Consider the following 22731-nt stretch of genomic DNA (forward strand, 5'->3'; position numbering starts at 1 on the left):
GCGTCAGTTCCAGATGCCGGTGATGTCGGAGGCCCCGGCGGAGTTGCCGGCGTGGGCGTTGACGCCGGCCAGGTCCTCCAGGGTGTGCAGCACGTCGTAGTGGTTGTACCGGGTGGAGGTGGAGCTGCCGGGGGCGACGTGGGCGCCGTAGACGAGGGTCGGGATGCGGTTGCCCGACAGCTTGTTGTCCTCGTCGAAGGTCACCACCAGCAGGCTGTTGTTGCTCTTGGCCCACTGGGCGTAGGCGTCGAGGTTGTTCTGCAGCCAGGTGTCGCCGGTGCCGACCGAACAGTCGTGCATGTCGTCGCAGAGGTCCGGGGTGACGAAGGAGACCTTCGGCAGGGTGGTGAAGTCGGTCGGGAAGGCGTCCATGCCGTAGGCGGTGGAGGTGGGCACGTTGCCGAAGCCGAACCACGGGTTGTGCTTCTGGGCGTAGTTGTCGACCCGGCAGTCGGTGGCGCCGACCGAGGGCAGGCCCTCGTTGTAGCTGGCCCAGGTCTGGTTGGCGGCGAGCAGCTCGGAGGCGAGGTTGGGCTGCTGCATCGCGCCGACGTCCACGCAGCTGTCGTCCGTGACGCCCTGGGCGCTGCCGGAGAACAGCATGTAGTAGTTGGGCTGGCTGGGGTGGGTGAGCGCGTAGGACTGGGTCAGCTTCGCGCCGCCGGCCGCCAGGGTGTTGTTGAAGTACGGCGCGTTGGAGCTGCCGATCACCTGCGAGTAGGCGTGGTTCTCCATCATCACGACCACGATGTGGTCGGGCGAGGGCAGGGCGGCGGCGGTGTCGGCGGCCGCGTCGCCGCTCGCGGCCCACAGGCCGAGCGAGCCGGCGACCAGGCCGAGGCCGGTGGCGAGGGCGGTGATCGGGCGGAGCCTGCGGCGACGGGCGGGGCGCGGGCCGGCCGTGGGGGTGCCGGGGGTGCGGGGTCGTGCGAAGGCCATGGGGTCCTCCGGGGGTCGGGGCTTCCGGGGCGGGAGCGCCGAGAACAGTAGGATCGCGGCGTGTCGTGTACCGCACAAGAGAAGTGAAGAACAGACGAACAGCTGCGAGGCGGTCCCGGTACGGAGCAACCGGACGCCGGACCACACCGTGCAGGGCAGCTGCCGGGAACCACGGCGCAGGTCACACCCGCCGCGATTGACCCCCCTCCACCGCCCGTGGTGGGATCACTGGGGCCCGCGAGCACCGGGCCGGGGACGGCAAGGAGTGCGGTACGTGATCGGACTGGTCGCCATCTACGGGCCGGGCCGCCCGCTGACCGACGAGCTGCAGGAGCTCTGGCCGGAGAGCAGCCACGCCTACCGGGCCTCGCGCGGCAACTGCTTCCAGGGGCCGGAGGCGATGCAGTTCGCCCTCGACCGCCACCGCCAGGTGATCGCCGTCGGATCGCTCGCCGCCGTCGTCGGACTGCTGACCGACCCCCGCGTCGACGTCCCGCGCGGCGCCGAGGTGCTCTGCGTGGACCCTGGCCGGCGCTGGGTGATCCCGCTGACCCACTCCGACTCCGCAGTGGAGCTGGCCGAGGAGGTGGCCGGCGCCCTCGGCGTCACCCCGGTGTTCACCGGCCCGCAGCCCGACCCCGGGAACCCGCCCGCCCCCGGGAACCCGCCCGCCCCCGGGAACCCGGCCGACGCCGGGAACCCCCTCGACGTGCTGACCCCGCACGCCGTCCGGTACCGCCGGGCCGGTGCCGGCGAGGCCGCGGAGGCGGCGGCGGACGGCCGGCCGGTACGGCTGGTCACCGAGGTGGCGTACCCGCTGCCCGCACTGCCCCCGAACGTACGGCCGGACGCGCCCGAGGACGCCCCCGTCCTGCGGGTCACCGACCGCGAGGACCCGGACGGCGAGGACCTCCTCGTCGTCCCGCGCACCCTGGTCGTCGGCATCGGCGCGGGCAGCGGCACCGGATCGGCCGACGCCATGCGCCTGCTGACGGACGTGCTCAAGGAGACCGGCTACCTGCGCTCGGCGATCGCCCGGATCGCCACCGTGACCGGCAAGGCCGACCACCCGGCGGTGCGATGGGCCGCGCGCTGCCTGAACGTGCCGGTCGACGAGCACCCGGCCGAGGCCCTGGCCCGGCTCACCGTGCCGAACCCGTCCGCGGCGGTCGGCACGGCCGTCGGCACCGCGAGCGTCGCCGAGGCGGCGGCCCTGGCCGGCGCCGACGGCGGCGAACTCGTCGTCCCCAAGCGGAAGTCGGCCACGGCCACGATCGCGATCGCCCGGGCGGCGGTGCGCGGCCGGCTGGCGCTGATCGGCCTCGGGCCGGGCGCCCACGACCTGCTGGTGCCGCGCGCGCTGGCCGAGCTGCGCCGCGCCTCGGTGGTGGTGGGCCGGCCGGCGGACGTCGAGGCGGTGGCCGCGCTGCTCCGGCCGGGGACGCGACAGGTCGTACTGCCGGAGCCCGGGACGGTGCGGAACGCCCGGGGCGCGGTACTGGACCGGGCCGGGGTGGCGACCGACCGGGCCGGCCGGGCGGTCGACCCGGCCGGGGCGGCCGCCACCCTCGCCGCGCACGGGCACGCCGTCGCGCTGGTCGCCCTGGGCGACGGCGCCGGGCTCACCGTGCCCGCCGGGGCGTACGAGCTCCTACGGGTGCCCGGCCTGCCCGGCGCGCCCGGCCTGCCCGCCGACACGGACGGGGTCCCCGCATGACCGCCACCGACCCGACCGCCACCACCGCCACCACCACCGCCACCGCCACCGCCACCGCCACCGCCACCGCCACCGACCCGGCCACCACGGACCCGGCCGCCGCCGAACCCGACCTGCGCCACCACGGCGACGCCGAGGTGCGCGCCGACGGGAGCGGCCTGGTCGACCTCGCCGTCAACGTCCGCACCGGCACGCCGCCCGCCTGGCTGCGCGAGCACCTGGCCGCCACCCTCGGCACCCTCGCCGCCTACCCCGACCAGGGCGCCGCCCGCGCGGCGGTGGCCGCCCGGCACGGGCGCCCGGTCGAGGAGGTGCTGCTCACCTCGGGGGCCGCGGAGGCCTTCGTGCTGCTCGCCCGAGTTCTGACTGCACGTCACATCGTCGTGGTGCACCCCCAGTTCACCGAGCCGGAGGCCGCACTGCGGGACGCCGGGCACCGGGTGCACCGGGTGCTGCTCTCCCCCGGGGACGGGTTCCGACTGGGCGCCGTCCCCGAGCAGGCGGACCTGGTCGTCCTCGGCAACCCGACCAACCCGACCTCCGTCCTGCACCCCGCCGAAGCTGTCGCCGCGCTCGCCCGCCCGGGGCGCACCCTGGTGGTGGACGAGGCGTTCATGGACACCGTGCCCGGGGAGCGCGAGTCCCTCGCCGCCGCCCGGGACCTCCCCGGCCGGGTCGTCGTCCTGCGCAGCCTCACCAAGACCTGGGGCCTGGCCGGACTGCGGATCGGCTACGCGCTCGGACCGGCGCCGCTGATCGCCGCCCTCGGCGCCGCCCAGCCGCTCTGGCCGGTCTCCACCCCGGCACTGGCCGCCGCCGAGGCGTGCAGCGGCCCGGCGGCGCTCGCCGAGGCGGACCGGGCGGCCGCCGAACTCACCCTGTGGCGCGACTACTTGGTGAAGGGCCTGGCCGCCTTCCCGACCGTACGGCTGCACGGCGAGCCGGCCGCCTCCTTCGTCCTGGTCCGGCTGCCGGGCGCGGCGGCGGTCCGGGCGCGGCTGCGCGAGCTCGGCTTCGCCGTCCGGCGCGGGGACACCTTCCCCGGCCTGGGCGAGGACTGGCTGCGGATCGCCGTCCGGGACGAGGAGACCACCGACCGCTTCCTCAGCGCCCTGGAGGCGGCGCTGCGTCCAGCCTGACCGGGTCGCCGGTGCGGATCGCCCCCGGCGCCAGCACCTGGGCGTACACCCCCGCGCAGGGCAGCGCCGGCATGCCCGCCAGCGGGACCAGCCGGTTGCGTGCGGCCGGGCCCCGCAGCGCCTCCGTCCGGCGCGGCAGCGGGCCGTGCCGCAGGGTGGGGACGGCGCAGCGCGGGGTGGGTGCCACGATGCGCAGCCGCAGGCTCTCCCCGACGGTCAACTCCCGCCCCACCCAGGCGTTCTCGACGAATCCCTCGCCCTCGGTGCGGAGCACCAGGTTCGGCCGGTAGCGCTCCGCCTCGACGCCGAAGGCGAGCAGTGTGGAGCTGGTGATCAGGTGCAGCGGGGCGAAGTCGAAGAACCCGCCGTCCGGTGCGGCCCGCCCCAACTCGTTGACGGTCACCGGCACTTCCGCCTCGATCCCGCGCGCCAGCACCTCCTCCGGGACGGCCCGCTCGACCTCCGCGCCGGGCGGGCGCTCGGCGATCAGGGCGAGCTTGCGGCCGAAGGCCTCGGACAGCTCCGCCTCGCCCGCGGCGCGCCCGTCCGGGCCGGTCACCGCCACCCGGCCGTCCGCCGTGGCCGTCGCCGAGTAGTCGAGCAGCCCGGCCCAGCGGTGGGGGTTCTTGGCGCTGGCCACCCGCCCGGTCTCCAGGCCGAGCAGGGCGCGCGCCCGGTCCCCGGCCAGGCCCCTCGTGGACACCTCGGCCGCCGGGAGGTCCTCCCCCAGCAGCGACTTGACCGGGTAGCGCCGCAGCCGCTCGACCCGGCCGACCAGCTCGCCCGCGGATCCGCCGCTCAGCACTCCGCGTCCTCCGCCCACTCCCGCAGGGCCGCGAAGTGCAGGTCCCGCAGCCCCGCCCGGGGGTCGACCCAGAGCGGCAGCGCCTCGGCCGGGTGGTGCGCCGCGATCCACTCGATGTCCTGCGGCCCGAGTTCGTCGTCCAGCCAGACGAACGGCCGCCCGGCGGCCCAGGCCACCAGGTCCCTGGTCTTCCAGTGCAGCCCGTCCGGGTCCTCCCCGCCCTCGCCGAACAGGTTGGTCCAGCGGACGTACGGGAGCTCGGGCAGCCCGAGGCGCGGGCCGATGAAGGTGTTCGCCTCGTCCATCCAGGTGGTCGCCCAGACCAACTCGTACGGCAGCGAGAGCAGTTCCGGCCCGTGCGCCGGATTCAGCCACACTCGCAGCGGCTCGACCTGCTCCCGCGGCTGCGGAGCGTGCCGGGCGACCCAGGACTCGGGCAGCAGCCGGTGGGTGCCGTAGCCCTCGGGGCAGCGGGAGTCCGGTGCGGCGTAGGGGTTGAGCGGCCCGTCCACGTCGATCAGGAGCAACGGCGACCCGGTCATGCGGCGGCCGCCCAGTCCCGCAGGGTCGCGAAGTCGCCGGCGAGCATGCCGACCCGGGGGTTGACGTGCAGGGTGAGCGCCGGGCCCGGGTGGTGCGCCGCGATCCACTCGGCGTCCTGCGGCCCGAGTTCGTCGTCGACCCAGACGAACGGCCGCCCGGCGGCCCAGGCCACCACGTCCTTCGTCTTCCAGTGCAGCCCGTCCGGGTCCTCGCCGAACAGCTCCGTCCAGCGGACGTAGGGGAGTTCGGGCAGCCCGAGGCGCGGGCCGATCAGGGCGTTCGCCTCGTCCATCCAGGTCGTCGCCCACACCAACTCGTACGGCAGCGCCAGCAGTTCCGGACCGTGCGCCGGGTTCAGCCACACCCGCAACGGCTTCGCCTCGCCGTCGGCGGAGCGCCTGGTCTGCCGATCGGCCCACCAGGTGGGCATCAGCTCGTGCGTCCGGTAGCCGTCCGGCCGCCGCAGCCTCGGCGCGGCGTAGGGGTTGAGGGGTCCGTCCACGTCGAGGAGGAGCAGCGGCTGTCGAGTCATGCCGTGAATTCTCCGGCGGGCGACCGGGATTGACCAGTGGTTTACCCCGCCTGCGGTCGGCGCCACAGGCCGCGGGCGGCCAGCAGCGGCAGGACCCCCTCGCCGAACCAGTAGGCCTCCTCCAGGTGCGGCATGCCCGACAGCACGAACTCGTCGATCCCCAGCTCGTGGTACTCGGCGATCAGGTCGGCGACCTCCCGGTGGCTGCCCACCAGCGCGGTGCCCGCCCCGCCGCGGAGCAGCCCGATGCCGGCCCACAGCCCCGGGTGCACCTCCAGCCGCTGCGCCGAGCCGCCGTGCAGCGCGAGCATCCGCCGCTGCCCCTCCGACTCGCTCTCGGCGAGGGCCCGTTGGGTCTCCCGGACCCGCCCCGGGTCCATGCCGGCGAGCAGCCGTTCGGTCTCCGCCCAGGCCTGCGCGGAGCTGTCCCGGGTGATCACGTGCAGGCGGATCCCGAACCGCACCGTCCTGCCCCGGGCGGCGGCCAGCTCACGGATCCACCCGATCTTCTCCCGCACCTGGGCGGGCGGTTCGCCCCAGGTCAGGTAGACGTCGGCGGAGCGGGCCGCGACCTCGCCGGCCGCCGGGGAGGAGCCGCCGAAGTACACCGGCGGCACCGGGTCGGGCAGCCGGGTCAGGCGCGCCCGCTCGACCCGCAGATGGGGGCCGTCGTGGTCGACGGTCTCCCCCGCCCAGAGCCGCCGGGTGATGCCCAGGAACTCCCCGGTGCGGGCGTAGCGGGCGTCCTTGTCCAGGAAGTCCCCGTAGGCCCGCTGTTCGGCGGACTCGCCGCCGGTCACCACGTTGAGCAGCAGCCGCCCGCCGGACTGCCGCTGGTAGGTCGCGGCCATCTGCGCCGCCAGCGTGGGGCTGAGCTGCCCGGGCCGGAACGCCACCAGGTACTTCAACCGCTCGGTCACCTGGGTCAGCATCGCGGTGGTCAGCCAGGCGTCCTCGCACCAGGCACCGGTCGGCGTGAGCGCCCCCTCGAAGCCCAACTGCTCGGCGCTGCGGGCGATCTGGCCCAGGTAGCCGATGCTCGGCGGCCGGTCGGAGCCGGCCGTCCCGGGCGTCGAGCCGTGCCCGCCGCCGACGATCTGCCGGCTGTCGCCGTTGGTGGGGAGGAACCAGTGGAAGGTGAGAGCCATGGAACGGACACACTCCTGCGGCCGGTGCGGTCTGGGGTCGGTCGGTCCTGCTTCGGTCCTGCTGCTGAGAACTCACCGACAACGACGACAGCCGGCCGCCCACACCCGCGCCAGGTCCACGTGCAGTCGGCGCACGAGGAGGCGGGGACGGGGAGCGGTCATGCGCTCGATTATGCCCGACCCGGCGAACACCGGGCAGGGCAGAGCCCGTAGGCCCTCCCCCGGGCGGGGAAGGGCCTACGGACGGTGCACGCCAGGGGCGGGGATCAGACCTGGCCGGCCTTCTCCAGGGCCGCGCAGCAGGTGTTGATCAGCAGGCGGGTGACGACGTACGGGTCGACGTTGGCGTTCGGGCGACGGTCCTCGATGTAGCCCTTCTGCTCCACCTCGACCTGCCACGGGATGCGGACCGACGCGCCGCGGTTGGAGACGCCGTAGCTGTAGACGTTCCACGGGGCGGTCTCGTGCTTGCCGGTCAGGCGGGACTCGATGTCGGCGCCGTACTGGGTGACGTGGTCCATCACGATCTCCTGGGAGGCGCCGAGCGACTCGCAGGCGGTGATGATGGCGTCGTAGCCCTCGCGCATCGCCTTGGTGGAGAAGTTGGTGTGGGCGCCCGCGCCGTTCCAGTCGCCCCGGGCCGGCTTGGCGTCCAGGGTGGCGTCGATGCCGAACTCCTCGGCGGTGCGGTAGAGCAGGTAGCGGGCGATCCACAGGTCGTCCGAGACGGTCAGGGCGTCGACCGGGCCGATCTGGAACTCCCACTGGCCGGGCATGACCTCGGCGTTGATGCCGCAGATCGCCAGGCCGGCGTCCATGCAGCGGTCCAGGTGCAGCTCGACGATCTCGCGGCCGAAGACCTCCTCGGCGCCGACGCCGCAGTAGTAGCCGCCCTGCGGGGCCGGGAAGCCGCCCTCGGGGAAGCCCAGCGGGCGGGAGCCCTTGAAGAAGGTGTACTCCTGCTCGATGCCGAAGATCGACTCCTGCACGGTGTACTTCTCCTCGACCTCGCGCAGCAGGGCGCGGGTGTTGGACTCGTGCGGGGTGCCGTCCGTCTCCAGGACCTCGCACAGGACGAGGATGTTGTCGCCACCGCGGATCGGGTCCTTGGTGACCTTCACCGGGTCCAGCACGCGGTCCGAGGCGTGGCCCTCGGCCTGGTTGGTCGAGGAACCGTCGAAGCCCCAGGTCGGGATCTTGTCGGCGTTGGGCAGGACGCGAGTCTTGGAACGGAGCTTCGCGGTCGGCTTGGTGCCGTCGATCCAGATGTACTCGGCCTTGATTGCCACGGCGTGTCCCTCGATTGCTGGGTGGTGGATGCCCGCGTAGCGTCGCAAGCCGCCGTTTCCCGGTTGTTCCTCTCGTGTAACGCGCATGTGAACCAACCGTCCGCATCGGCACGGTCACGGTGCGGGAGTGCCGGGCGTGGCACCCCGCACCGCTGCGGGTGCTCAGCCGCGACGCGCGTGCGCGGCCCGGCGGCGCCGGGTGGCCCACAGCGCGGCCGCACCGCCCGCGACCAGGGCGGCGGCCCCGGCGGCCAGCGGGCCGGTGGCGCTGCTGCCGCCGGTGGTGGCGAGCCGCTCGGGCTTCTCCACCGCCGCCTGCGGCACGGCGGCGCGCGAGGTGCCGACGTCCGCGACCGGCTGGGCGGCGGGCGAGGACGTCGGCACGGCGCTCGGGGTGCCCGGCGTGCTCGGAGTGCCGGTGGCGGCGGGGCCGGACGGCTTCTCGCAGCTGACCGAGGCGACGGTGATCTTCCCGGTGACCTTGGCGACGTTCAGGTTGAGCGGGTTCACCTCCACCTGCACCTCCAGGGCCGAGGCGGCGGCGGTGGTCGTGGTGGTGCTCTTCCTGGAGAACTCCACCGACACGCTGCCGACCAGCGGCACGTCCACCTTGGTCGGGCCGTACAGCCCGACGGTGACGGGCTTGCCCAGCACGGTCAGCTTGGCGGGGGCGACCACGTTCGCGGTCGGCTGCCCGTCGACCGGGCAGGTGGCCTCGGCGCTCATCGCCTCCAGGCCGAGCAGCGCGGTGGCGGGCAGGCCGGGGGCGTGCACGTCGGCGTTGACCAGCTTGACGGAGGCGGTGGCGCCCTTGGCGTCGACCCGGGTGACGGACGTGCCGATGTCCGCCTTGACCAGCTCGACCGGGCCGTTCTGGTCGACGCCCGCGACCTTGGCGGTCAGCACCGAGCCGTCCCTCTGCTCGGGCGTCTCCACCTTGTTGAGCGCGATGTCCACCGGGACGTCGACCGCCTTGTTCAGGAAGCTGACGTCCAGGGCGACCTCGGCGGTGACGGCACGGGCCTTGCCCGACGAGGGAGCGGTCGTGGCCGGCGCGGAGGCGGTCGACCCGGTCGTGGCCGGCGCGGCCTGGACGGGCCCGGCGGTGAGCAGCGTGCTCACCGCCACGGCGGCGGAAGCGGAAACGATTCGGCGAGACGGCCGGGACAGCTGGGAAGACCGGAAGGACCGGGAAGACATGGCGAGACCCCCACACAGGTGAAACGATGAGCCGCCAGTCTTCTCAAACGATCCGTCACATGAGCCTCACGGAACGTCATTTCACTCGTTGGGGTGAGATTGACGTCCGGCACTGACCGGGATCTGCTACGGGAGCAACTCCCTTACGGCAGCCGCCAGTCCACCGGCTGCGCCCCCTGCCGCACCAGCAGCTCGTTGGCCCGGCTGAACGGCCGCGAGCCGAAGAAGCCGCGGTCGGCCGACATCGGGCTCGGGTGCACCGACTCCACCGTCGGGATGGTGCCCAGCAGCGGCCGCAGGTTGCGGGCGTCGCTGCCCCACAGGATCGCCACCATCGGACCGCCGCGCGCCACCAGCGCCCGGATCGCCTGCTCGGTGACCGCCTCCCAGCCCTTGCCCTTGTGGGCCCGGGGGTTGCGCGGCTGGGTGGTCAGCGCCCGGTTCAGCAGCAGGACGCCCTGCTGCGTCCAGGGCGTGAGGTCGCCGTTGGACGGCTGCGGCAGGCCGAGGTCGGTGCCGTACTCCCGGAAGATGTTGATCAGGCTCGGCGGGATCGGCCGGACGTCCGGTGCAACCGAGAAGCTCAGGCCGACGGCGTGGCCGGGCGTCGGGTACGGGTCCTGCCCGACGATCAGTACCCGGACGTCGGCGATCGGCTGCTGGAACGCCCGCAGCACGTTCGGCCCGGACGGCAGGTAGGTGCGGCCCGCCGCGATCTCGGCGCGGAGGAAGTCGCCCATCGCGGCGATCTGCCCGGCGACGGGTTCAAGTGCGGTGGCCCAGCCGGGCTCGACGATCTCATTCAGTGGACGCGGTGCCATGGTCGTCACCCTATCGGCCGATACCGACAGGGCGTCACCACGGAGGGTCACCGCGAACGATCACCGGGAGCAGCCACCGGGCCGCCCACCGCCTCGCCGACCGCCGCGCCCGGTCACCCCACCGGCCGCCCCCGCAGCACCACCGTGCGCGGGTCCGCGAGCACCCGGACGTCCGCCCGCGGGTCCTCCTCGTAGACCACGAAGTCCGCCGGAGCGCCCTCCTCCAGCCCCGGCCGCCCGAGCCACTCCCGTGCGCCCCAGCTCGCCGCCGACAGCGCCTCGGCCGGGCTCAGCCCCGCCTTCACCAGCTCCGCCACCTCGTCCGCGACCAGCCCGTGGGCGAGCGAACCGCCCGCGTCGGTGCCGACGAACACCGGGATGCCCGCGTCGTGCGCGGCGCCCACGGTGTCGTAGCGGCGCTCGTGCAGCCGCCGCATGTGCGCCGACCAGGCCGGGAACTTGGCCTCCCCGCCCGCCGCCAGCTGCGGGAAGGTGGCGATGTTGACCAGGGTCGGCACGATGGCCACCCCGCGCTCGGCGAAGGCCGGGATCAGCTCCTCGGTCAGCCCGGTGGCGTGCTCGACGCAGTCGATCCCGGCCGCCAGCAGGTCCGGCAGCGACTCCGCCGCGAAGCAGTGCGCGGTGACCCGCGCGCCCTCCTCGTGCGCCGCCGCGATCGCCTCGGCCAGCGCGTCGCCCGGCCAGCAGGCGGCGAGGTCGCCGCGCTCGCGGTCGATCCAGTCGCCGACCAGCTTCACCCAGCCGTCGCCCCGCCGGGCCTCGGCCCGCACGTAGGCGGCGAGGTCCCCGGGCTCGATCTCGTGGGCGTAGTTGCGGATGTAGCGGCGGGTGCGGGCGATGTGCCGGCCGGCCCGGATGATCCGGGGCAGGTCCTCGCGCCCGTCGATCCAGCGGGTGTCGGCGGCCGAGCCGGCGTCGCGGATCAGCAGGGTGCCCGCGTCACGGTCGGTGAGCGCCTGCTTCTCGCTGGTCTCGGCGTCCACGGCGCCGTGCGCGTCCAGGCCGACGTGGCAGTGCGCGTCCACCAGGCCGGGCAGCACCCAGCCCGTCACCGTCCGGACGTCCCCGGCGGTCGGCGGGCGGGTGAAGCTCACCCGCCCGTCCACCACCCAGAGTTCGTCCCGGACCTCCTCCGGACCGACCAGCACCCGGCCCCGGACGTGCAGCACCGCACCTTCAGTCATGGCCGCACTCTACCGACGGGCGCGTTCCCTGCCACCGGCACGCATGCGGCAGACTCGTTGCCGCACCCACCACCCGCCCCGTGAAAGGCCGTGAAGCCGTGAGAGAGCGCAGCGAGCGAACCGTCAAGAGGAGCGCGTGGGCGAACGCCCTCGCCGAGCGAAGCGAGGCGGGCGCGTGAGTTCCTTCCTCGACCTCCCCCCGCTCAGCGCCGCCGGGTTCGCGGCGATCGAGGACCAGGTCGCCGCGCTGCTGCACACCGGGGCCGACGTCATCGTCACCCAGGGCGAGGCCCTGCTGCCGCTGGAGGCCGCGATCCGCGGCGCCGCGCACCCCGGCTCCACCGCGCTCAACATCGTCACCGGCCCGTACGGCCAGACCTTCGGCAACTGGTTGCGCTCCTGCGGGACGACGGTGGTCGACCTCGCGGTGCCCTTCGACAGCGCGGTGAGCCCCGAGCAGGTCGGCGAGGCGCTGGAGAGCCACCCGGAGATCGACTTCGTCTCCCTGGTGCACGCCGAGGCCGCCACCGGCAACACCAACCCGGTCGCCGGGATCGCCTCCGTGGTCCGTGCGCACGGCGCCCTGCTGATGCTCGACGCGGTCGCCTCGGTCGCCGCCGAGCCGCTGCTCACCGACGAGTGGGGCATCGACCTGTGCGTGATCGGCGGCCAGAAGGCGATGGGCGGCCCGGCCGGGGTCTCCGCCGTCTCCGTCTCCGAGCGCGCCTGGGAGCGGATCGCCGCCAACCCGGCCGCCCCGCGCCGCTCCTACCTGTCCCTGCTGGACTGGAAGGAGCGCTGGACGGACGCCGGCCGCACCGTACTGCCGCACGCCCCGGCCCAGTTGGAGATGCTCGCGCTCGGCGCCTGCCTGGACCGGATCGCCGCCGACGGCCTGCCCACCGTGATCGCCCGGCACCGCGCCGCCTCGGCCGCCACCCGGGCCGGCGCCCGCGCCCTCGGCACGCTCAGCCCCTACGTCCACCAGGACGCCGCCGCGGCTCCGGTCGCCACCACCCTGCGCACCCCGGCCGGGGTGCACGCCGCCGAGCTCGCCGCCGCCCTCGACCCGGCGCTGCCCGTCCAGCCCGGCGGCGGGGCGCTGGCGGCCTCCATGCTCCGCGTCAACCACTACGGCACGGCGGCCTCGCTGGACACCGTCCGGGCCTGCCTGACCGCCCTCGCCACGGCCACCGGGGGCGACGCCGACGCGGCGCTGGAGGCGGCCGGGGCGGCGTGGAAGGCCGCCGCCTAGGAAACGCCGAACGGCCCCCGGATCGCTTCGGGGGCCGTTCTCCCGGCTGCGCTCAGTGCCCGCCCGCGTCCACCACCTCGACGCCCCGGATGTTCCGCTCGATCTCCTCCGCCGGCAGCGCGACGGACAGCGCCCAGTAGTAGATGAGCAGCGAGAACACCACCACGACCCCGATGTCCCACCACAGCGGCAGGTTCCCCTGGGCGCCCACGCCGAAGGTGCCCTGCCAGGAGACGATCCCCATCCCGACCAGGTAGACCGGCAGCCACTGCCCGGCCTTGAAGTCCATCCGCGGCGCGTTCGGCACCCCCTTCGAGGCGGCGTACGCCGAGTACCCGCCGAGCAGCGCGTACCCGATCAGGATCGCCAGCCCGAGGCGCCACAGGGTGTCCCAGCCGGACCAGTAGATGACCAGGCTCGCCACCGCGAAGGCGATCGGCGAGATGACCGTGCCGGCCGGCAGGTGGTACGAGCGCTCCATCCCGGGCAGCCGCTTGCGCAGCACCCCGAAGGCCAGCGGCGCGCCCGCGTACATCAGCACCACCGCCGAGGTGATGAAGCCGACCAGCTTCTGCCAGCTCGGGAACGGCAGGAAGCAGACCACCCCGGCGACCCAGGCGATCAGCAGCCCGAGCCAGGGCACCGAGTTGCGGTCGGTGTACTGCAGGGCCTGCGGCGCGTAGCCGTTGCGGCTGAGGCCGTAGGTGACCCGGGAGCTGGAGGTGATGTAGACCAGCCCGGTGCCCGCGGGCGAGATCACCGCGTCGATGAACAGGATCGTCGCCAGCCAGCCGAGGCCGATCAGCGTGGCGAGGCCCGCGAACGGGCCGCTGATCCCCGGGTAGTCGAGCTTGGCCCAGCCCCCGGCGAAGGTCTCCGGCGGCAGGGCGCCGATGAACACCACCTGGAGCAGCACGTAGATGATCGTGCCGATCACCACCGACCCGAGGACGGCCCGGGGGATGTCCCGGCGGGGGTTGCGGCTCTCCCCCGCCCACTGGATGGCCTGCTCGAAGCCGAGCAGCGCGAAGATCACGCCGCTGGTGCTGATCGCGGCGAGCACGCCCTTGGCGCCGTCCGGGGCGAAGCCGTGCACGGTGAAGTTGGAGCCGTGGAAGTCCTGGATGCCGAGCGCGAAGATCGCCAGGATCGGGATCGCGACCTTCCACACGGTGGCCACGCTGTTGGTGTGGGCGAGGAGCCGGACGCCGAGGAAGTTGATCGCGACGAACACGCCCATCAGCACGGCCGCGACCAGGAAGCCCGTCCCGGTCAGCGTCAGGTCCTTGTTGAGGAAGCCGTCCGCCCAGGTCCAGTGCCGGGCGTAGTTGATCATCGCCTGGACCTCGATCGGCGCGATGGTCGCGGCCTGGAGCCAGGTGAACCAGCCGAAGGACATCCCGGCGAAGCCGCCGAAGGCGTAGTGGGGGTAGCGGGCCGTGCCGCCGGCGACCGGGAACAGTCCGCCCAGCTCGGCATGGATCAGCGCCAGCAGGACGATCGCCACCGCGCCGATGCCCCAGGACAGCAGCGCGGCGGGCCCGGCCGCCACCGCCGCCTTCTGCGCCCCGAACAGCCAGCCGGAGCCGATGATCGCGCCGACCGAGGCGAAGAGCAGCCCGGCGACGCCGACCTCGCGCTTCAGCCCGCCGTGCCCCGTGGGGGGCGATGCCGTCGTCTTGGAATGGGCCATGGCGCCACGCCTCTCACCTCGGGGAATCCCCCCGACAGTGCCGCAGCGGCATCCGCACCCACCGAGAAACGCGCCGCGCCCCACGCCCCCTCACCCGAACGGCCGGAGCGGACGGCACCTGGCCGCCGGTCGGCGCGGCACCATCCGCCCGGCCCGGCCCCGCCCCAACGGTTTTCGGTCACTCCCCCCGACACAGTTCCCCGGGCGTTCATCCGACCGGCACGCGGAACTCACCGGGGACCGGCAGGCTCCGCCCAGAGCCGAAGTTGGCTAGACAACTTACCGCCGAGGAGGAGACCGTGACCGAGCTGCCGCCGTACTGGCTGCGCGACAACTGCCCCTGCGCCGACTGCCGGGACCCGCGCAACGGCCAGAAGCTGTTCCAGATCGACGACCTCCCGCCGGACCTCGCGATCGCCGCGAGCACGGAGACCGACGGCCACCTGGAGGTGCTCTGGTCCGACGGCCACCGCTCCCGCTACCCGCTCGCCTGGCTGGCCGAGCCGGCGGGCGGCGACGGTCGCACCGAGCAGGACAAGCGGCTCTGGACGGCCGCCGACTTCGCCCACGGCATCCCCGAGGCCGACTGGGAGGCCTACCTCACCGACCCCGCCGAGCAGGCCGCCGTCCTCGCCGCCGTCCGGCGCAGCGGCTTCGCGGTGCTGCGCGGGGTGCCCACCGTGGAGCGGCAGGTGCTGCGGGTGGCCGAGAGCTTCGGCTACGTGCGGGTCACCAACTACGGCGAGCTGTTCGACGTCCGGGTCGAGCCGGACCCCAACAACCTCGCGTTCACGAACAGGACGATCGCCCCGCACACCGACAACCCGTACCGCGACCCGGTGCCGACCCTCCAGCTGCTGCACTGCCTGGAGAACTCGGCGACCGGCGGCGACTCCGGCCTGGTGGACGGCTTCCAGGCAGCCGCGATCCTCCGGGACGAGGCCCCCGAGGACTTCGCGACGCTCACCCGCACCCCCGTCCCCTTCGTCTTCCGCGACCGCCGCACCGAACTGCGCGCCGACCGCCCGCTGATCGACGTGGACCCGCTGGGCCGGATCCGCGAGGTCCGGTTCAACAACCGCTCGATCGGCACGCTCCGCGGCGACGACCGGGAAGCCTTCTACGCCGCCTACCGCCGGTTCGCCGCGATCACCCTGCGCCCCGAGCTCCAGCTGACCTTCCGGCTCGGCCCGGGCGACTGCCTGGTCTTCGACAACACCCGCCTGCTGCACGCCCGTACGGCCTTCCAGCAGGACGGCCACCGGCACCTCCAGGGCTGCTACGCGGACCTGGACTCCCTGCACAGCACCCTCGCCGTGCTGCACCGCCGCACCGCCGCCCTGGACGAACTGGCCGGGCTGTTCGCGGGCGAGGGCGCCGGGGAGTACCTGGGCGAGGCCGTCACCATGGCCGAGCACATGCTCCAGGCCGCGGCCGCCGCCGAGGCCGCCGGGGCCCCCGGCCACCTGGTCGCCGCGGCCCTGCTGCACGACGTCGGACACTTCTTTGATGAGCACGGCCACGGCCCGCTGCACGGACGAGATCTGATGGAAGGTCAGGACAACCGGCACAGCCACACCGGCGCCGACCGGTTGGCCGCCTGGTTCGGCCCGGAGGTCACCGAGCCGGTCCGGCTGCACGTGGCCGCCAAGCGCTACCTGTGCGCGGTCGAGCCCGGCTACCGCGCCCGGCTCTCCGAGGCCTCCGAGTACACCCTCACCGTCCAGGGCGGCCCGATGGACGCCGAGGAGGCCGCCGCCTTCGCCGAACTCCCGGGCGCCGTCCACGCGGTGGCCGTGCGCCGGTGGGACGAGCAGGCGAAGGAGCCGGGCCTGCGGACGCCGGACTTCGAGCACTACCGCCCGCTGCTCGCCTCGCTCATGCGGTAGGACGCGCAGGACGCGCAGGACACGTAGGACGCGCAGGAACCCCGAACGACGCCCGGGAGCTCAGTCCAGCTCCCGGGCGTGCCGCGAAAGCGCCGACGTGGCCAGCGAGTTGTGCACGCTGAACGCCACCGTGCCGGGCAGGTAGCGGTCCTGGGACCACTCCACCGGCGTGCCGGTCGGGTCGGTGGTGCGCCGCCGCTCGCGCAGCAGCGGGCCGCCCCGGCGGCAGCCGAGCAGTCGGGCGTCCTCGGCGTTGGCCGCGACGATGTCGATGGTGTGGTCGGCGTCGGTGAACAGGATGCCGTGCTCGCGCAGCACCTCGGTGTGCGAGACGACGTCCGGCGGCAGCTCGGCGACGATCTCGCCGACCCGCGGCGGGTAGATCGTCCGCTCGACCATCACCGGGGTGCCGGACAGCGTCCGCAGCCGGACCGTGACGTACACCTCGGCGCCGGGCTCCAGCCGCAGTTGCTCGCGCTCGGCCGCGTCGGCCGGTCGGCGCACCAGGGAGTCCAGGATGCCGCCGGGCTCCTCGCCCATCGAGTACGCCCAGTGCGTGAAGCTGAGCAGTTCCGAGAAGCTCTGCACCCGGGCGCCGCCGAGCACCACCCGTCGGGTGCCGCGGCGGGAGGTGACCAGCCCGTCGGAGCGCAGCACGGCGAGCGCCTGGCGGACGGTGCCGCGGGAGACCCCGTACTGCTCGGCCAGCGCGCCCTCGGCGGGCAGCCGGCCGGCCTCGCCGTACGCGCCGGTGGTGATGGCCTCGCGCAGATCTGCGGCCACCTTGCGGTACAGGGCTCCGGCCGTGCGCTCGACTGGGCGCCCGGGCTCTACTGCCACGTCACTCAATTGACCCTCCAGGGGCGGTGTCCAGCGCAGCCGTACCGGCACGGACAGCCCGACCTTATCCCGCTGCGCCGTTCGAGCATCGCACCGAACGGATCACGCACCGATGGCCGGATTCCACCGTTCCCGCAGCCGACCCCGGTTCTGGGCCGTCCGTTCACCTTCCCGTCACCGAACTTCGGGTTACTTACCTCCGTCAGCGAAGTTGGCTAGTCAACTCGGACGGTTCCGAACGGATACCGGACGAACGCGGCAAGGAACCCCGACGGATCTCCCGACGGGCCACCGACGGATCCGCGCCCCGGCCACTCGCACGATCGATCCCCCGATCAGATCGGACACCACTCCCGTGCAGCACCCCCTTCGCAGTACACCCGATCAGGAGACTGACCCGTGTCCGTGCACCGTGCCCGCTCCGCCGCCTTCGCGGCCGTCCTGACCGCCGCCGCGCTGTCCCTCACCGCCTGCGGTTCCGCCGGCTCCTCCACCGCGAAGTCCGGCAGCGACGCCGCGGGCGGCAAGAGCGCCAAGACCGCCACCTCGGCCGCCGACTTCGGCGGCATGGACGCCCTGGTCGCCGCCGCCAAGAAGGAAGGCAAGCTGCACGTCATCACGCTGCCGCGCGACTGGGCGAACTACGGCAAGCTGATGGACGGCTTCAAGGCGAAGTACGGCATCGACATCGAGGACGAGAACCCGGACGGCTCCAGCCAGGACGAGATCAACGCGATCACGTCCCGTAAGGGCCAGGACCGCGCCCCCGACGTGGTCGACCTGGGCGCCGCGTTCGCCACCTCCGGCGGCAAGCAGGGCCTGTTCGCCCCCTACAAGGTCGCCGACTTCGACAAGATCCCGGCCTCCATGAAGGACGCCAACGGTCTGAGCTACAACGACTACGGCGGCTACGTCTCGATCGCCTGCGACGCCAAGAAGGTGTCGGCCTGCCCGAAGACCTTCGCCGACCTGCTCAAGCCCGAGTACAAGGGCATGGTCGCGCTCAACGGCAACCCGACCAAGGCGAACGCCGCGTACAGCGCCGTCATGGCCGCCGCCCTGGCCAACGGCGGTTCGCTGGACAACATCCAGCCCGGCATCGACTTCTTCGGCAAGCTCAAGCAGGCCGGGAACTTCAACCCGGTCGAGGTCACCCCGGCGACCATCGAGAAGGGCGAGACCCCGATCAGCGTCGACTGGTCCTACCTGAACGCCGGCTACACCGACAAGTTCAAGGACAAGGGCATCGACTGGCAGGTCAGCATCCCGTCCGACGGCATCTACGCCGGCTTCTACAACCAGGCCATCAACAAGGACGCGCCGCACCCGGCCGCCGCCCGCCTGTGGGAGGAGTACCTCTACAGCGCGGAGGGCCAGAACGGCTACCTGGGCGGCTACGCCACCCCGGCCCTGTTCGACGCCATGAAGGCCGCGGGCACCCTGGACGCGGCCGCCGCCGCCAAGCTCCCGGCCATCGAGAAGCCCTTCACCACCTTCCCGACCGACGACCAGACCACCGCGGCCAAGAAGGTCGTGACGGAGAACTGGGCCAAGGCGATCTCGGGCTGATCTGACTGATGACTACGGCTCCCACCCCGGTGCCGGCCAGCGCCTCCGCCGCCCAGAGCGGCGGGGGCGCCCCCGGCCCCGTCTCCCCCGCCCCGGCCCCGGTCACCGCCACCACGGTGCACACCGAGGCCCCCCGCCCGGCCGCGCGCCGGGCCCGCGGCAGCCGCGCCTGGCTCGCCGCCCTCCCCCTGATCCTCTTCTTCGCGATCGGCTTCGGCCTGCCCGCCGTCGCGATCGTCATCGGCGCCTTCACCACCTCCTCGGACGCCCCCGACGGCGGCGGCGCCTTCACCCTCGACAACCTCACCGGCTCGCTCCAGGGCGCCTACTGGACGGCCCTGTGGGGCAGCGTGAAGCTCTCCCTGCTGACCGCGCTGATCGCCACCGTGGTCGGCCTGCCGCTGGCCCAGGCCGTGGCGACCTCCCGGTTCCGCGCCTTCCGCGAGGCCGTGATGTCCGCCTCCGGCGTGCTCGCCAACTTCGGCGGCGTCCCGCTGGCCTTCATGTTCGTCGCCACCCTCGGCAACTCCGGCGAGGTCACCAGGAAGCTCGGCCTGACCGCGCACGGCTGGAACCTCTACACCTTCTCCGGCCTGTCCGTGGTCTACCTGTACTTCCTGGTGCCGCTGATGGTCATCACCATCACCCCGGCCCTGGAGGGCCTCAAGGTCCAGTGGCGCGAGGCCGCGTACAACAACGGCGCCACCGGCCTGCAGTACTGGCGGCACGTGGCGCTGCCCGTCCTGCTGCCCTCGCTGCTCGGCGGCTTCGTGCTGCTGTTCGGCGCCTCCTTCGCCGCGTACGCCACCGCCGAGGCCATGGTGGGCAGTTCGGTGCCGCTGATCTCGATGCAGATCGGCGACGCGCTGTCCGGCAACGTCCTGGTCGGCCAGGGCAACCTCGCCCTCGCCCTCGGCCTCGACATGATCGTGGTCGCCTGCCTGGTGATGGCCGTGTACCTGCCCCTTCAGCGCCGGAGTGCCAAGTGGCTCGCCTGATCAATCGCATCCGTTTCGGCCGCGGCCTGGTCCTGCTGCTCTGCGGGATCTACTTCGCGGTGCCGCTGGTCTCGTCGGTGGTCTTCAGCGTCGACGACCACAAGAACGGCACCACCTTCCGCGCCTACACCGAGCTGCTGAACGCCCCCGGCTTCACCGACAGCCTGGTGCTCAGCCTCGAACTGGCCGTCGTCACCGTGGCGGTGCTGCTGCTCCTGCTCGTCCCCGCGGTGCTCGCCGCCCGGCTCGGCGCGCCGAAGCTGCGCCCGGTCATCGAGGTCATGTGCTCGATGCCGCTGGTCGTCCCGGTGGTGGCCCTCACCACCGGCATCATCGGCGTGCTGCGCTGGGGCCCGGACTACCTCCAGGACACCCCGTTCTTCCAGACCATGGTGGCCATCCAGAACCCGGACTTCCCGATCGTCCTGGTCATCGCCTACGTGCTGATGGCCCTGCCGTTCGCCTACCGGGCCATCGACGCCGGACTGCGCGGCGTGGACGTGGTCACCCTGGTCGAGGCCGCCCGCAACTGCGGCGCCGGCTGGCTGCGCGCGGTGTTCACCGTCGTCCTGCCGAACCTGCGCAGCGCGCTGCTGAACGGCGCCGTGCTCACCGTCGCCCTGGTGCTCGGCGAGTTCACCACCGCCTCCATCCTCGGCTTCGGCCCCTTCTCGGTGTGGATCAACTCCAACGGCAAGAGCGACGGCCAGATGTCCGTCGCGGTGTCGATGCTCAGCCTGCTGATCGTCTGGCTCGTCCTGCTGCTGATGTCCGCCGTCGGCCGCGGCCGCAAGGCCGCCCGGTCCTGAACCACCCCCCGTTCTCCAGGAGTTACCAGCCATGACCACGGCCACCGCCACCGCCTCCCGGGCCGCGACCGCCGCCGGCGGCGCCACCGTCGAGTTCCGCTCGCTGCGCCGCGCGTTCGGCGCCACCACCGCCCTCGACGGTCTGGACCTGACCGTCCGGCCCGGTGAACTGCTCGCCCTGCTCGGCCCGTCCGGCTGCGGCAAGACCACCGCGCTGCGCATCCTGGCCGGCTTCGAGCAGCACGACTCCGGCGAGGTGCTGGTCGACGGACAGGACATCACCTCGATCCCCGCCCACAAGCGCGACGCGGGCATGGTGTTCCAGTCGTACAGCCTCTTCCCGCACCTGACCGCGCTGGACAACGTCGCCTTCGGGCTGCGGATGCGCGGCACCGGCAAGGCCGAGCGCCGCAAGCGCGCCCAGGAGCTGCTGGAACTGGTCGGCCTGCCGCACCGCGCCGAGCACTACCCGCACCAGATGTCCGGCGGCCAGCAGCAGCGCATCGCGCTCGCCCGCGCGCTCGCCCTCCAGCCGCGCGTGCTGCTGCTGGACGAGCCGCTGTCCGCGCTGGACGCCAAGGTCCGCCTCCAGCTGCGCGAGGAGATCCGCCGCCTCCAGCAGGAGCTGGGCATCACCACCCTGTTCGTCACCCACGACCAGGAGGAGGCGCTGTCCATGGCCGACCGGGTCGCCGTGCTGCGGGCCGGGAAGCTGGAGCAGTGCGCCACCCCGTCCGAGCTGTACGGCCGGCCGGCCACCCCCTTCGTCGCCGAGTTCGTCGGCACCATGAGCCGCATCCCGTGCACCCGCACCCCGGACGGCGTCGAGGTGCTCGGCCGCCGGCACGCGGTCGACGGCACGGCGCCCGCCGACGGCGAACTCCAGGTGCTGGTCCGCCCGGAGAACGTCGTCCTCACCCCGTCCGCGACCGGCCCGGCCCAGGTGGTCACCGCGTCCTTCCTGGGCGCCGTCACCCGGCTCACCGTCCGCCTCGACGACGGCACCGAGGTCAAGGCCGACCTGCCCACCGAGGCCGCCGCCGCCCTCCCGGCCGGCGCGCGCGCCGAGCTCACCCTGCCGGAGCGCCCGGTACTGGTGGACCGCCGCACCGCCTGAGCGGCCCGTCTGGGATCCTCGTTACCGCCTCTGCACCCTCAGAAGAACCACCGAAGGTACCGCCATGCCTGAAACCGTCCCGCCCGTTCCCACTCCCTCCGCCCCCGTCCCCCTCCCCGCCGCCGTCCTCTTCGACATGGACGGCACCCTGGTCGACACCGAGCAGCTGTGGTGGAAGGCCGCCGCCGAACTCGCCGAGGAGCTGGACCACCCGCTCACCGACCAGGACGCCCCCGAGGTGCTCGGCCAGGCCGTCGAGCACACCGCCGCCCACCTGCACAGGGTCAGCGGCACCAGCCGTCCCGAGGCCGAGCTCGCCACGGTGCTCGGCGAGTCCTTCGCCGCCAAGGTCGCCGCCGAGACGGTGCCCCGCCCCGGCGCGCTCGCCCTGCTGGCGGCCCTGCGCGACGCACAGGTGCCCACCGCGCTGGTCTCCGCCTCCCCGCGCCTGGTGGTGGACCTCGTCCTGTCCTCCATCGGCCGCGACTGGTTCGCCGTCACCATGGCCGCCGAGGACACCCCCCGCACCAAGCCCGCGCCGGACCCGTACCTGGCCGCCGCCGAGCGGCTCGGCCTCGACCCGGCCACCTGCGTCGCCGTCGAGGACACCCCCACCGGGGTCACCTCCGCCGCCGCGGCCGGCTGCGCGGTGCTCGCCGTCCCCTCCAGCGCCGTCCCGATGCCCGACGGCCGGCGGATCACCCTGCTGGACAGCCTGGAGCGCGCCGACCTGGCCCTGCTGGGGAAGCTCTCCACCGCCCCGGCCGTTTGACAGCGACATGCCCTACGTCCTGCTCGCCCTCGCCATCCTGAGCGAGGTCTGCGCCACCAGCTGCCTCAAACTCACCGAGGGCTTCACCCGCCTCTGGCCCAGCCTCGGCGTCGGGGTCGGCTACGCGCTGTCCTTCTACCTCCTCGGCCGCGCCCTCAAGCACATCCCGGTCTCCGTCGCCTACGCCGTCTGGTCGGGCGCCGGAACGGCCGCGGTCGCCGGAATCGGCGTGGTCGCCTTCGGCGAATCACTGGGCAAGGTGCAGATCCTCGGCATCGCCCTGATCATCGTCGGAGTCGTCGTCCTCAACCTCAAGGGCGGCCACTGACCACCCCCGGCCCGGGGGGGGGGGCCCCCCCCGCGGGCCGCCCCCCCCCCCCCCCCCGGGACACCAGGGTGACTTTGTGCGCGACAAATCAAATAAAAAAAACAGTGACTGGTAGTTAAAAGT

At 73.5% G+C, this 22731-nt stretch carries 21 protein-coding genes; 10 read left to right on the forward strand and 11 right to left on the reverse strand.

The genetic code is table 11. The annotated features are described in order from the left end of the window. Nucleotides 1-3: 3 nt before the first annotated feature. Nucleotides 4-939 (reverse strand): alkaline phosphatase family protein, encoded by a 936-nt coding sequence (locus ACFWXO_RS19965; protein ID WP_380525179.1) that lies wholly within the window; start codon nt 937-939, stop codon nt 4-6. 274 nt (nt 940-1213) lie between these two features. Between ACFWXO_RS19965 and ACFWXO_RS19970 the strand changes: the two genes are divergently transcribed. Beyond that, nucleotides 1214-2656 carry a cobalamin biosynthesis protein gene (locus ACFWXO_RS19970; RefSeq protein ID WP_380525180.1) on the forward strand — a complete coding sequence of 481 codons (1443 nt, stop codon included), beginning with the start codon at nt 1214-1216 and terminating at the stop codon, nt 2654-2656. Next, nucleotides 2653-3795, forward strand: a complete 1143-nt coding sequence (gene cobC / locus ACFWXO_RS19975) for an Rv2231c family pyridoxal phosphate-dependent protein CobC (protein ID WP_380525181.1) — start codon at nt 2653-2655, stop codon at nt 3793-3795. The genes ACFWXO_RS19970 and cobC overlap by 4 nt, the downstream gene beginning before the upstream one ends. Here cobC and ACFWXO_RS19980 read toward each other — a convergent pair. The 8 genes from ACFWXO_RS19980 to ACFWXO_RS20015 form a co-directional block, all read right to left on the reverse strand. Continuing rightward, nucleotides 3761-4600 carry an MOSC domain-containing protein gene (locus tag ACFWXO_RS19980; RefSeq protein ID WP_380525182.1) on the reverse strand — a complete coding sequence of 280 codons (840 nt, stop codon included), beginning with the start codon at nt 4598-4600 and terminating at the stop codon, nt 3761-3763. The two genes, cobC and ACFWXO_RS19980, sit on opposite strands and share 35 nt — an antisense overlap. Continuing rightward, complete coding sequence (locus tag ACFWXO_RS19985) at nt 4594-5142, reverse strand: hypothetical protein (protein WP_380525183.1); 549 nt, start codon at nt 5140-5142, stop codon at nt 4594-4596. Before ACFWXO_RS19985 ends, ACFWXO_RS19980 begins: the two co-directional genes overlap by 7 nt. Then, nucleotides 5139-5675 carry a hypothetical protein gene (locus ACFWXO_RS19990; protein WP_375894546.1) on the reverse strand — a complete coding sequence of 179 codons (537 nt, stop codon included), beginning with the start codon at nt 5673-5675 and terminating at the stop codon, nt 5139-5141. The genes ACFWXO_RS19985 and ACFWXO_RS19990 overlap by 4 nt, the downstream gene beginning before the upstream one ends. 41 nt (nt 5676-5716) lie before the next feature. Then, nucleotides 5717-6823 (reverse strand): LLM class flavin-dependent oxidoreductase, encoded by a 1107-nt coding sequence (locus ACFWXO_RS19995; protein WP_380525184.1) that lies wholly within the window; start codon nt 6821-6823, stop codon nt 5717-5719. A gap of 266 nt (nt 6824-7089) precedes the next feature. Continuing rightward, nucleotides 7090-8112 (reverse strand): glutamine synthetase GlnII, encoded by a 1023-nt coding sequence (glnII, locus tag ACFWXO_RS20000; protein ID WP_375894540.1) that lies wholly within the window; start codon nt 8110-8112, stop codon nt 7090-7092. A gap of 162 nt (nt 8113-8274) precedes the next feature. Continuing rightward, nucleotides 8275-9240 (reverse strand): SCO1860 family LAETG-anchored protein, encoded by a 966-nt coding sequence (locus ACFWXO_RS20005; protein ID WP_380525185.1) that lies wholly within the window; start codon nt 9238-9240, stop codon nt 8275-8277. A 215-nt stretch (nt 9241-9455) separates the two neighbouring features. Continuing rightward, entirely contained in the window at nt 9456-10133 is a 678-nt protein-coding gene (locus ACFWXO_RS20010; protein ID WP_380525186.1) for a uracil-DNA glycosylase, read from the reverse strand. A 113-nt stretch (nt 10134-10246) separates the two neighbouring features. Continuing rightward, nucleotides 10247-11338, reverse strand: a complete 1092-nt coding sequence (locus tag ACFWXO_RS20015) for an amidohydrolase family protein (protein ID WP_380525187.1) — start codon at nt 11336-11338, stop codon at nt 10247-10249. Nucleotides 11339-11513: 175 nt separating this feature from the next. On the opposite strand from ACFWXO_RS20015, the gene ACFWXO_RS20020 reads away from it, so the two are divergent. After that, entirely contained in the window at nt 11514-12593 is a 1080-nt protein-coding gene (locus ACFWXO_RS20020; RefSeq protein ID WP_380525188.1) for a pyridoxal-phosphate-dependent aminotransferase family protein, read from the forward strand. A gap of 52 nt (nt 12594-12645) precedes the next feature. Here the strand turns inward: ACFWXO_RS20020 and ACFWXO_RS20025 are convergent, their stop codons facing one another. Further along, complete coding sequence (locus ACFWXO_RS20025; protein ID WP_380525189.1) at nt 12646-14286, reverse strand: APC family permease; 1641 nt, start codon at nt 14284-14286, stop codon at nt 12646-12648. A 299-nt stretch (nt 14287-14585) separates the two neighbouring features. Here ACFWXO_RS20025 and ACFWXO_RS20030 point away from each other — a divergent pair, with 299 nt between their 5' ends. Next, nucleotides 14586-16175 (forward strand): TauD/TfdA family dioxygenase, encoded by a 1590-nt coding sequence (locus ACFWXO_RS20030; protein WP_380525190.1) that lies wholly within the window; start codon nt 14586-14588, stop codon nt 16173-16175. Between the two features lie 60 nt (nt 16176-16235). Here ACFWXO_RS20030 and ACFWXO_RS20035 read toward each other — a convergent pair whose 3' ends face one another. After that, entirely contained in the window at nt 16236-17015 is a 780-nt protein-coding gene (locus tag ACFWXO_RS20035; RefSeq protein WP_375894522.1) for a GntR family transcriptional regulator, read from the reverse strand. A 399-nt stretch (nt 17016-17414) separates the two neighbouring features. Between ACFWXO_RS20035 and ACFWXO_RS20040 the strand changes: the two genes are divergently transcribed. From ACFWXO_RS20040 to ACFWXO_RS20065, 6 genes are all read left to right on the forward strand, one after another. After that, nucleotides 17415-18584 (forward strand): ABC transporter substrate-binding protein, encoded by a 1170-nt coding sequence (locus tag ACFWXO_RS20040; RefSeq protein WP_375894520.1) that lies wholly within the window; start codon nt 17415-17417, stop codon nt 18582-18584. A gap of 8 nt (nt 18585-18592) precedes the next feature. After that, entirely contained in the window at nt 18593-19582 is a 990-nt protein-coding gene (locus tag ACFWXO_RS20045; protein ID WP_380525191.1) for an ABC transporter permease, read from the forward strand. Beyond that, nucleotides 19582-20391: an ABC transporter permease gene (locus ACFWXO_RS20050; protein WP_375894617.1), complete on the forward strand. Its 810-nt coding sequence runs from the start codon at nt 19582-19584 to the stop codon at nt 20389-20391. Before ACFWXO_RS20045 ends, ACFWXO_RS20050 begins: the two co-directional genes overlap by 1 nt. A gap of 31 nt (nt 20392-20422) precedes the next feature. Next, nucleotides 20423-21508 (forward strand): ABC transporter ATP-binding protein, encoded by a 1086-nt coding sequence (locus ACFWXO_RS20055; RefSeq protein WP_375894514.1) that lies wholly within the window; start codon nt 20423-20425, stop codon nt 21506-21508. Nucleotides 21509-21572: 64 nt separating this feature from the next. Then, nucleotides 21573-22280 carry an HAD family hydrolase gene (locus tag ACFWXO_RS20060; RefSeq protein ID WP_380525192.1) on the forward strand — a complete coding sequence of 236 codons (708 nt, stop codon included), beginning with the start codon at nt 21573-21575 and terminating at the stop codon, nt 22278-22280. A 7-nt stretch (nt 22281-22287) separates the two neighbouring features. Next, nucleotides 22288-22608: a DMT family transporter gene (locus ACFWXO_RS20065; RefSeq protein ID WP_375894509.1), complete on the forward strand. Its 321-nt coding sequence runs from the start codon at nt 22288-22290 to the stop codon at nt 22606-22608. The last annotated feature ends 123 nt before the right edge of the window (nt 22609-22731 follow it).

The sequence above is a fragment of the Kitasatospora sp. NPDC059088 genome, from assembly GCF_042738155.1.
GTDB lineage: Bacteria > Actinomycetota > Actinomycetes > Streptomycetales > Streptomycetaceae > Kitasatospora.